Genomic DNA, 9,296 nt, shown 5'->3' on the forward strand with positions numbered 1-9,296 from the left:
CGCCGGTAGTAACTACTACTACCGGCGAGGGGCCTCATTGCGTTGAGCCGGAAATTTTTAGTAACAGACTGCTTACCAAAACTTATTGGTGCACACCACCTGGGCTTTTTTCTTGAGGCGCAGGCCCAGCAATATTTCGTGGCTGCCGCCGTGGTAGCCGGTGAGGCCGGAGATGCCGGCATCGTAGGAATAGCCCACCGTAAGCTGCTCGTAGCTGAGGCCCACCATGCCCACCACCGAGTCGAAGGCGCGCCACGAGGCGCCGAACCACAGCAAATCCTGGTACTTGAGCTTAACGTTAAGGTCGACTGAGAGCGGGGCCGGGTTGACGGCCTTCACCAGCACCGACGGCACCAGCGACCAGTCGTTGTCAATCGGCAGCCGCACCCCGGCCGTGGCGAAGTAGTGGCGCCGCAGCGAGTTGCCGGGCGCGCCCGCATCCACCGAGTTGGGGCCGTAGGAGAAGTTGAGCCGGTTGCCCAGAATCTGCGCACTGGAGGCCCCAAAGTAGAAATCGGGGCTGTACAGCCACACGCCCACCGAGCCGTCGAGCACGCGCGAGGCGGCGCTGGCGGCGCGGGTGGTGGGGTCGAAGAAGTGCAGCTGCTCGCCATCGACGGAAAACTGCTGCATGCCCGCCGACAGGCCCAGCGCCAGCCGGATTTTGGGCGTCAGCACTAAATTGTAGGCGTAGGAGACGTAGGCGCCGGTCCGGCTCGTGGGGCCCGTCACGTCGTTGTAGAGGAGGCCGCCGATGGCGTGGAACGGCCGCTGCCGGTCGCGGATGGTGCGCTTGCTGGTGCTGCGCCACTTGCCCAGCGAGGAGCTGGCGCTGGCGTAGTAGGTCTTGGGGGCCCCCTCCAGGCCCGTCCACTGGGTGCGGTAGCTGGCCTTGACGTCGATGTAGTCCTCCACGCCCGTCGCGCCCGGGTTCAGGAGGTAGTTGTTGTTCATGTACTGGCTGTACTGCGCCTGCTGCTGGGCCCAAGCCGGCGCGGCGGCCAGCAGCAGCAACGGCAGCAGCAGTAAGTATAAAGCTCTTTTCATAACAGTAAGGACCTTGAAATCAAGACTTATAAAGAGGGAGCCCGGCGGTGACGAGTGCCGCCGCCGGGCACTTGGTTAGTACAGAACCGTGATGGATCCGGCGTAGGACCGGCCCAGGGGCCCCTTCGTGACGACGACATAGTAGTAGGTGCCCACGGGTGCGGGCTGGCCGTTGATGTCGCCGCGCCACTCGTTGGCCCGGCTGTAGTTGTCGGCTGAGAAGATCTTGTTGCCCCAGCGGTTGAATACGGTCACGGTGTTATCGGGGAACTGCTCGATGAACTCAATCTGCCAGGTATCGTCGCGGCCGTCGCCGTTGGGCGTGAAGGCGTTGGGGATGCGAACGGGCGGGCGCACGGTCACGGTCACCTGGTCGGAGCTGGCGCAGCCGCCGTCCCCGGCCGAGAGGGTGTAGGTCGTGGTTTGGGTGGGGGCGGCCACGGGGTGCAGCGGGTCGCTGGCCGAAATGGTGAGCCCCGCCGCCGGCGTCCACGTCACGGGGTAGTTGCCGTCGGCCGTGCCCTCCAGCACCACCGAGGTGCCCAGCAGAATCTCCTTATCGGGCCCCGCATTCACCACCACCGGCGGCTGAATGCGCACCGTCACGCCGTTGGAAATGGCCGTGGCGGGCTGCCCGCACACGTTGGTCGTGCGCAAGCGCAGCGTCACGACCTGGCCAGCGCGCAGGGTTGTGCTGGTGAAGGTGGGGTTCGTAGCGCCGTTCACGTCGCTGCCGTTCACCTGCCATTGGTAAGCGGGGGCCGGGCCGGCCTCCGTCACGCTGGCGATGCTGAACGTGAGCGGCGCGCCCAGGCATACGGGCCCGTCGGGCTGCACATTGATGGCGAGCGTCGGTGTGGGCGTCGGTATGCGCGTCACCGTCACCGTGGCCGCCACCAGGTTCGTCGTGACGCACAGGCCCGCCGTAGGCGTCACCTCTACCCGCACCTGGTCGCCGTTCACCAGCGTGCTACTGCTGAACGTGGGCCCCGTGGCCACGGCTACATTATTGACGAACCACTGGTACGAAGGCGTGGGGCCCACGTTCGTAGCCACGGCCGCAAAATTGAAAGCCGTGCCGGGGCATTGCGCGGGCGGCGTCGCCAGGGTCACGGTGGGCGTGATGATGGGCTGCACCAGAATCGTCAGCACGTTGGAAACCGCCGTGGAGCAAGTGCCGGTACCCGACGTTGCCCGGCGCCGGTAGTAGGTGGTAGTCGTAAGCGGTCCAGGCGCATAGGTCAGGCTGGTAGCGCCCGCAATGGCGGTCCAGTTTGAATTGTCTGCCGACACTTCCCATTGGTAGGTAAAGGTGCCCGTGCCACCGCCAGCTTCCGTGTTGCTGGAGAGCGAGGACGGCGTGGCACCGGTGCAGATGGTTTGGTTGGCAGAGATGCTGCCCGCGTTCAGCGGTGGCAGTATCCTCAGGGCGACAACGTTTGAATATGCCGGGCCGCAGGGCCCCGACGTTACCCGGCGGCGGTAGTAAGTAGTAACGGCGGGTATATTGGGCACGAAGGCTGCGCCCGTGGCCCCGCCAATGACCGCCCAAGTGGCGTTGTCAGTCGAGGCTTCCCACTGGTAGGCAATCGGCCCCGTGCCGCCGCTGGCCGGGGCGGTGCTGTTGATCACCGTGGGGGTAGCGCCCGCACACAGTGCTTGGTCGGGGCCAACGGTGCCAGCCGACAGCGCCGGGGCCACCGTGATGGCCACAACGTTGGAGAAAACCGGGGCGCAGGTGCCGGGCGAACTCGCCCGGCGGCGGAAGTAGGCGGTGGAGCCGAGCTGACCCGGCGCATAAGCCAGCCCGGTAGCTCCGTTGATGAGGTTCCAGGTCGCGTTATCCGGCGAGAACTCCCACTGGTAGGCAATGGGCCCCGGGCCATTGGCCGGTGTCTCACTGGTGAGGGGCACCGGTGCCGCGCCGAGGCAGATGGCCTGGTTGGCGGCAATGGTGCCGGCCGCCAGGGCGGGCAGTACGGTCAGCGTCACGGCGTTGGATACTGCGCCGCAGGGCCCCGACGCCACTTGGCGGCGGAAGTAAGTGGTGGCGGCCAGGGCTCCGGGCGCGTAGGTTTCGGCGGTGGCGCCGCCGATGGCCGTCCAGGTAATATCATCTGGCGACGATTCCCATTGGTAAGCAAATGTGCCGGTGCCGCCCGTGGCGGGGGCCGCGCTTGTGAGCGGCGCGGCGGCGCTGCCAGCGCACACGGTTTGGTCGGCGGCGATGCTGCCGGCTATTAGCACCGGAACCACCGTGATGGCGACGGAGGCTGTGGGCGTGCGCGGGGCGCAGAAGCCCGAAGTAACCAAGCGCCGGAAATAGGTGGTGGCGGTCAGGGCCCCCGGCGCGTAGTCCGGGGCATTGGCGCCGTTGATGTCGGCCCAGGTGGCATTATCCGGTGACTGCTGCCACTGAAAGGTGAACTGCCCGGTGCCGGCGCCGGGCGCGGCCGTGCTGGTAAGCGGGGCCGGCGTGGACCCGCCGCACAGCGCCTGGGGCGCCCCGACGCTGCCCGGTGTGGGGGCCCCGGGCACCCGAATCAGGCCCTGGGATTCGCGGCAGAAGCAGTTCGTCGTGACGCGCAGCGTCACCACGTAGTCGCCGGGGGCGGGGAACGTGTGCTTCGGGCTCTCTTCCGAAGACTTGGTGCCGTCGCCGAAATCCCAGGCATATGTCTTTCCGTCGAAATCGACGGGGGGCGACTGAAAAGTAAACTCCAAGCACGCCGTGGATTGGGCCCCGAAGCCGAACCGCAGCAGCGAGCTTTGGTTGAAATTGACCAGGCCCAGGCCGCTGCGGCGGCCGCTCAGCCGCAGCGTCAGGCTGTCGTCGGCGTAGCGGGCCTTGGGGCCCAGCGAGTCGGGAAAGGTGATGAAGCCGAGGGCCGGCTGGTTTTCGCGGGCCACGTAAATCTTGCCATCCGTGGCCTTTTGCAGCGAGCCCAGGTTTACCGGGGTAGTTTGCCGGAGTGGAATTGTCTGCTTGTTGACCGGACCCTGGCCGCTAATGTCGAATTGCAGCAGCTTGGGCGGGTTCATCACCGTGGCGTAGAGGTAGCTGCCGGCCGAAAACTCCACCCCGTAGTACTTGCCCTCGCCCTTGTCCACCACGTAGGGCGTCTGCGGATTGGCGCTCACCATGCCCGTGTTGGTATCGAAGCTGAACAGCTCGACGGTGCTGCTGCTGTCGCCCAGCACCTCGCTGTAGCGGGCCACGGCCAGCCGCTGGCCGTCGGGCGTCACCTTCATCTGCCCGCGGTAGCCCACCGGCGACGCGCTCGGCGCGTGCAGCGAGCCCACCCGGGAAATGATGGGGATGGTGTCTACGCCTGTCGTGCGCACGCGGTAGGCCAGGAAGGCGTCGCCGCGGTTGGCGTTGCCGGATTTGGCATCCCCCCAGCCGTGCACGATGATCCAGATGTCGCAGCCGTTTTTGTGGAACACGCCCGTCATCTTCTCGGTGGTGCCCTTGGTGAGCGGCGTGTTCTTAGTGGCGAGCGTTACCGTGCCGGGGCCCCCACCGGCGGGGATGATAATTTCCGAGTAGCTCAGGCCTTTGGGGCCGCCCGCTGCGTCCTGGGTGAAAATGAGGTAGCGCGTTTCCGCCCCCGGCATCCCCACGGGCGGGCTGCCGGGCATCCGGATGGGCAGGGGCCCGTCGGTAACCAGCCGGTTGCCGCCCATGCCCGTGCCGTTGGCCATGATGCTGCCGTTGCCGTTCCAGATGGTGTCGCCGTTGCTGTAAAAGAGAATCTTGCCCATGCCGTCCGACATTACCCCCGCGCCGGCGGGGGCCGTCATCTGGCCATTCGTCAGCACCGTGGGTGGGATGGAATCGCTGGCGGCGTTAAAGTCGAGCCCCGCCTTGTAGCCGAAGTACCAAGTGTTACCAAACTTCTCGTCCTGGCTACATTCGGGTGGCGCCGCCGGGGCCGTTTGCGCGCGGGCCGTGGTGGCCGCACCGCCCAGCAGCAGGAGCAGCAGCGCGAGCAGCCAGCCGGCCGCCGGCCACCGCCCGCTGGGGCCCCGGCGGCCGCTGGCCAGCCGGGCGGCCTTAGCGAGCAGCGTAAAAATTTGGGTAATGGATAGGATAGAATAGGGTAGCGCTGCGGGCATAGGAAGGCAGATAAATGGACAGTTCGGCAAGCGGAAGCCCCGAAGGAGAAGCACTGCTCGTTGCCCTTAAGAAACGAAGTCTGAGGGCCGGTTATTGCTAAAGAATAGCGCCGGCAGTCGGCTTCAGTAAAGCTACGCACTGCCAGCCGGGTTTGTGCAAAGCAATGCCCGAATAGTGCCGAAGGGCCCACGGGCCACTCCTATCCGAATGAATGGACCCGCCCGGATCCTGGGGCCCCACCGGGCGCGCCCGGTGCCCAGCCCGCAGCAGCTCCCATACCCAGGCGCGCCAGGGCGTGCAGGGCCGCCAACGCATGGGCTTCGCCGGAGTTCGTGGCGTGGCCGGCCGGGCTTTTCAGGGCCGCGGGGCGCGCCCAATGGGGGCGGGCGGCAGCGGGCGGCGCAGCGAGTCGCGCCGGAAGATGGAAAGTGCCTTGATGCCCCCGCCCGGCCGGTAGGCCAGTACCTCGGGCCCAGGCTGTCGGCGTAGGGCTGCGGGTGCCAGCGGTAAGCAGTGAGGTAGTAGCGGGCCGCCGGGCCGTTGACGAGCCGGATGCGCCGCTGCTGCGCCGGCTTCATCACCAGCCAGTTCACGTATATAATGGCGGGCTGGGGGCCCGTCACGGTGATGAGGGGGCTGGGGTCGTGGCGCAGCAGCCACTCCAGGCCGTAGCGGTAGCTGGGGCCCCAGTAGTCGCGCTCAAACAGGCGCTCGGCCGTGGCGTTGGGCAGGCAGCTGAAGTAGGTTTGCTGGTTGGGGTAGGCCCGGACGAGGAACCGCAGCGTGCGGGCCCCGTCGAGCGCCACCAGCCCCAGCGCCAGGCCCACGAGCCCGCGCCGCCACCCGTTGGGGCCCCGCAGCACCGGGCCCCAGCGGTGGGCCAGGGCCCGCGCCCCGCACGCCGCCAGCAGCAGCAGCGCCGGGTACACAAAGTACACGTGCCGCCACCCATCAAACACCACCGAGTGCAGCCCGATGATGGCCACCAGCGGGGCCAGCAGCCACAGCAGCAGCAGGCCGTCGAGCTGCGCGGCCCAGCGCCAGTTGTGGCGGCTGCGCCACAGCTGGCGCGCGGCCCCGGCCGCCCCCACCCCGGCCGCCAGCACATAGGGCAGCGGGGTAGTGATGACGATCCAGACGGGCAGGTAGTGCCAGGGCAGGGCCGGCGCGGGCACCAGCCGCCCCCCGTACAGCGTGGTGCCGGGCCAGGGCACGTGGCTCATCACGCCCAGCGCGTAGCGGAAGCTGGCCAGCGGGTGCTCCCAGAGGTAGGGCCAGCAAGCCACGACCGCGGCCACCGTGGCCCCGGCGTACAGCCCCGCCACGCCCAGCAGCCGCCACCGCTCGGGGCCCCGCCCGGCGCGCCAGGCCAGCCACCCCAGCCAGCCCAGGCCAAGCGCGGGCAAGAGCACGCCCGGCATCCGTACGCCAATGGCCAGCCCCGTGGCCCCGGCGGCCAGCAGAGCCCGGCCAGCTGCCGGCCGCCGGGCCAGCCAAGCCAGGGCCAGCATGGCCACCGTAAACAGGGACATGAAGCCAACGTCCTTCCCGTTGTAAAAAGCCTCGGCAAAAAACCGGGGCGAGAGCACCAGCAAGGCCGGCGCCAGCAGGGCCCAGCCCCGGTGGCCAAAGCGCAGCCGCCCCAACCCGTACAGGGCCACCACGCCCGCCACAAACACCAGAAACACGAAGCCGTGCCGCACCGCGTAGTAGCCGCGCGGCTGCCGCGGGTACAGCAGTTGGCCCAGCACGGCGGCGGGCGTTTCCACCACCGGGCCGTGGATGATGCCGCTCGTGGGCAGCCAGGCTAGGCGCGCATCGGTGGGCAGGCGGGCCTGCCAGCGGGCCGGGGCCAGGCGGCGGGCCACGTAGTTTGCCGTCACGTTGCCCAGGTTGTGGTCGGTGAATTCGTCCCAAGAGATACCGTAGCCCCGGTACAGGGCCGCCCCCAGCCCCAGCAGCAGCCCCAGTAGCAACAGGGGCCCCCAGCGGCGCCCGGCCCGCAGAGCAGCCTTAACGAAAAAATTAGCCATCGGCCCGCAAGGTAAAGCCGGCCAGTCTGGGGGCCCGAGAGCGGGCCGCCCACGTTCGGGGCGGCCGGGACCCCGGGGCCCGGCCCGGCCCTTCCCATTTCCGGCCTGGCCGGGGCCCGCGCGGAGGCCGGCAAATTTGAACGGGGGCCCCGGCTTGACCTTCCCTTAGCTTTCCGTAATTTTGAACTTGCTTCTGCCGCCATTTTCCGCAGGAGCTGCCGCGATGACCGTAGACAAGAACGACGACAAAGCTCCCCTCAACCCGCTGTTGCCGCAGCCCAAGCGCAAGATGAGCGGCCTGGGCCGGGGCCTCAACGCCCTGATTGAGGGCAGCTACGAGAAAAAAGGCGACCGGGAGCGCATCGTGGTGCCCCACCCGGCCAACTCGGTGGGCCTGATTCCGGTGGAGCAAATCGAGGCCAACCCCTACCAGCCGCGCACGCACTTCGACCAGGAGGCGCTGGCCGAACTCGCCGACAGCATCAAGATTCAGGGCATCATCCAGCCCGTAACGGTGCGCCAGCTGGGCCCCAACACCTACCAGCTCATCAGCGGCGAGCGGCGCTTGCAGGCCTCCAAGCTGGCGGGCCTCGACGCCATTCCGGCCTACATCCGCAAGGCCGACGACCAGCAGATGCTGGAAATGGCGCTGATCGAGAACATCCAGCGCGAAAACCTCAACGCCATCGAAATCGCCCTCAGCTACCAGCGCCTGCTGAGCGAGTGCGCCCTGCGCCAGGAAGAGCTGGGCGAGCGGGTGGGCAAAAACCGCTCGACCGTAACCAACTACCTGCGCCTGCTGAAGCTGCCGCCCGACGTGCAGGTGGGCCTGCGCGACGCTGAAATCACGATGGGCCACGCCCGGGCCTTGGTCAGCATCGAAGACCCCAAGCAGCAGGTGGCGCTGTACCGCCGCATCGTGGCCGAGGAGCTGTCGGTGCGCCGCGTGGAAGAGCTGGTGCGCAACGGCTTCGGCCGTACCCCGGCCGAGGGCCCCGCGGGCGCCGCCCGTCCGGCGGCCGAGCCGGTGGTGCCGGTGGCCGAGCTGCGCCGCACCGAGCGCCACCTCACCGACCGCTTCGGCTCGCGGGTGCAGGTGCGCCCGGGCCCCAAAGGCAGCGGCGAAATTAAAATTGCCTTCGATTCGGTGGAGGACATGCAACGCATTCTGCACATTCTGCACCCGGCTTAGTGAGGTTTCCTTTCACTGCTAGTCCGTTGGTTATGAATAAGTCTTTGTTGCACCTGGCGGCGTTGCTGCTGCTGGTGCTGGGCGCCGCCTGGGGCCCCCGGGCCGCCCGGGCCCAGGTGCTCGACCCCACCAACCCCAACGTCGTCAACCCCGCCGCGCCGCCCGTGGTGCGGCCCGATACGGCCCGCATCCGCAAGCCCACGCTGGCCGACAAGCGCAAAAAGAATACGGAGGACTCGCTGCGCCGCACCGAGAAATTCCTCGGCATGCGCGTGACGCCCCCCGCCAAGGCCGGCTACATGGCCCTGGTGCCCGGCCTGGGCCAGATTTATAACCGCCGCTGGTGGAAGCTGCCGCTCGTGTACGGGGCCCTGGGCACGGTGGCCGGCATCCTAATTTTTGAGCAGCAGGCCCTGACGGAGTACAGCAACGCCAGCGAGCGGCTGCGCACCGACTCGGCGATTCGCACCCAGACGTTTCCCATCGCGGCCCTGGGGCCCAGGGCCGGCAAGGAAAACAGCCCCGAAGCCATCCAGAACGGCATCGTTTTTTACCGCCACTACCGCGACGGGTTCATCTTTTATACGGGCATCGTGTACGGCCTGCAAGCGCTTGACGCCATTGTGGACGCGCACCTGAAAACCTTCGATGTGGGCGACGACCTCACCCTGCACTGGCAGCCCACCATGCTGTGGGCCCCTGGAGGCCCCGGCATTCCGGTGGTGCCGGGCGTGGCCGTGGCCCTGCATTTCAAGTAATATTTTCGCATGAACATCCTCCTCATCGGCTACGGCAAAATGGGCCGCACGCTGGAAGCCCTGGCCACCGCCCGCGGCCACCGCATCGCGGGCATCGTGGACCCCAGCCAGCCCCGACGGCCCCGCCATCGCCGACTTCACGGCCG

General features: G+C 67.8%; 5 protein-coding genes. 2 read left to right on the top strand and 3 right to left on the bottom strand.

Annotated elements, in window-relative coordinates; genetic code table 11:
- Positions 1–72 precede the first annotated feature (72 nt).
- From BEN49_RS06880 to BEN49_RS06890, 3 genes are all read right to left on the bottom strand, one after another.
- Entirely contained in the window at positions 73–1,047 is a 975-nt protein-coding gene (locus BEN49_RS06880) for a PorP/SprF family type IX secretion system membrane protein (RefSeq protein ID WP_070742318.1), read from the bottom strand.
- Positions 1,048–1,122: 75 nt separating this feature from the next.
- Entirely contained in the window at positions 1,123–5,166 is a 4,044-nt protein-coding gene (locus BEN49_RS06885; protein ID WP_070742319.1) for a DUF8696 domain-containing protein, read from the bottom strand.
- A 132-nt stretch (positions 5,167–5,298) separates the two neighbouring features.
- Positions 5,299–7,200, bottom strand: coding sequence for a hypothetical protein (locus tag BEN49_RS06890; RefSeq protein WP_070742320.1), 1,902 nt, complete (start codon positions 7,198–7,200; stop codon positions 5,299–5,301).
- Between the two features lie 223 nt (positions 7,201–7,423).
- Between BEN49_RS06890 and BEN49_RS06895 the strand changes: the two genes are divergently transcribed.
- Positions 7,424–8,392: a ParB/RepB/Spo0J family partition protein gene (locus tag BEN49_RS06895; RefSeq protein ID WP_070742321.1), complete on the top strand. Its 969-nt coding sequence runs from the start codon at positions 7,424–7,426 to the stop codon at positions 8,390–8,392.
- A gap of 32 nt (positions 8,393–8,424) precedes the next feature.
- Positions 8,425–9,150 (top strand): DUF5683 domain-containing protein, encoded by a 726-nt coding sequence (locus BEN49_RS06900; protein ID WP_070742322.1) that lies wholly within the window; start codon positions 8,425–8,427, stop codon positions 9,148–9,150.
- Positions 9,151–9,296: the final 146 nt, after the last annotated feature.

It is taken from the genome of Hymenobacter coccineus, assembly GCF_001816125.1.
Lineage (GTDB): Bacteria > Bacteroidota > Bacteroidia > Cytophagales > Hymenobacteraceae > Hymenobacter > Hymenobacter coccineus.

What these genes read in the sequence shown, in the direction of transcription:
- BEN49_RS06880 (WP_070742318.1), bottom strand. Translation starts at nt 1,047, where the DNA reads ATGAAAAGAGCTTTATACTTACTGCTGCTGCCGTTGCTGCTGCTGGCC.
- BEN49_RS06885 (WP_070742319.1), bottom strand. Translation starts at nt 5,166, where the DNA reads ATGCCCGCAGCGCTACCCTATTCTATCCTATCCATTACCCAAATTTTT.
- BEN49_RS06890 (WP_070742320.1), bottom strand. Translation starts at nt 7,200, where the DNA reads ATGGCTAATTTTTTCGTTAAGGCTGCTCTGCGGGCCGGGCGCCGCTGG.
- BEN49_RS06895 (WP_070742321.1), top strand. Translation starts at nt 7,424, where the DNA reads ATGACCGTAGACAAGAACGACGACAAAGCTCCCCTCAACCCGCTGTTG.
- BEN49_RS06900 (WP_070742322.1), top strand. Translation starts at nt 8,425, where the DNA reads ATGAATAAGTCTTTGTTGCACCTGGCGGCGTTGCTGCTGCTGGTGCTG.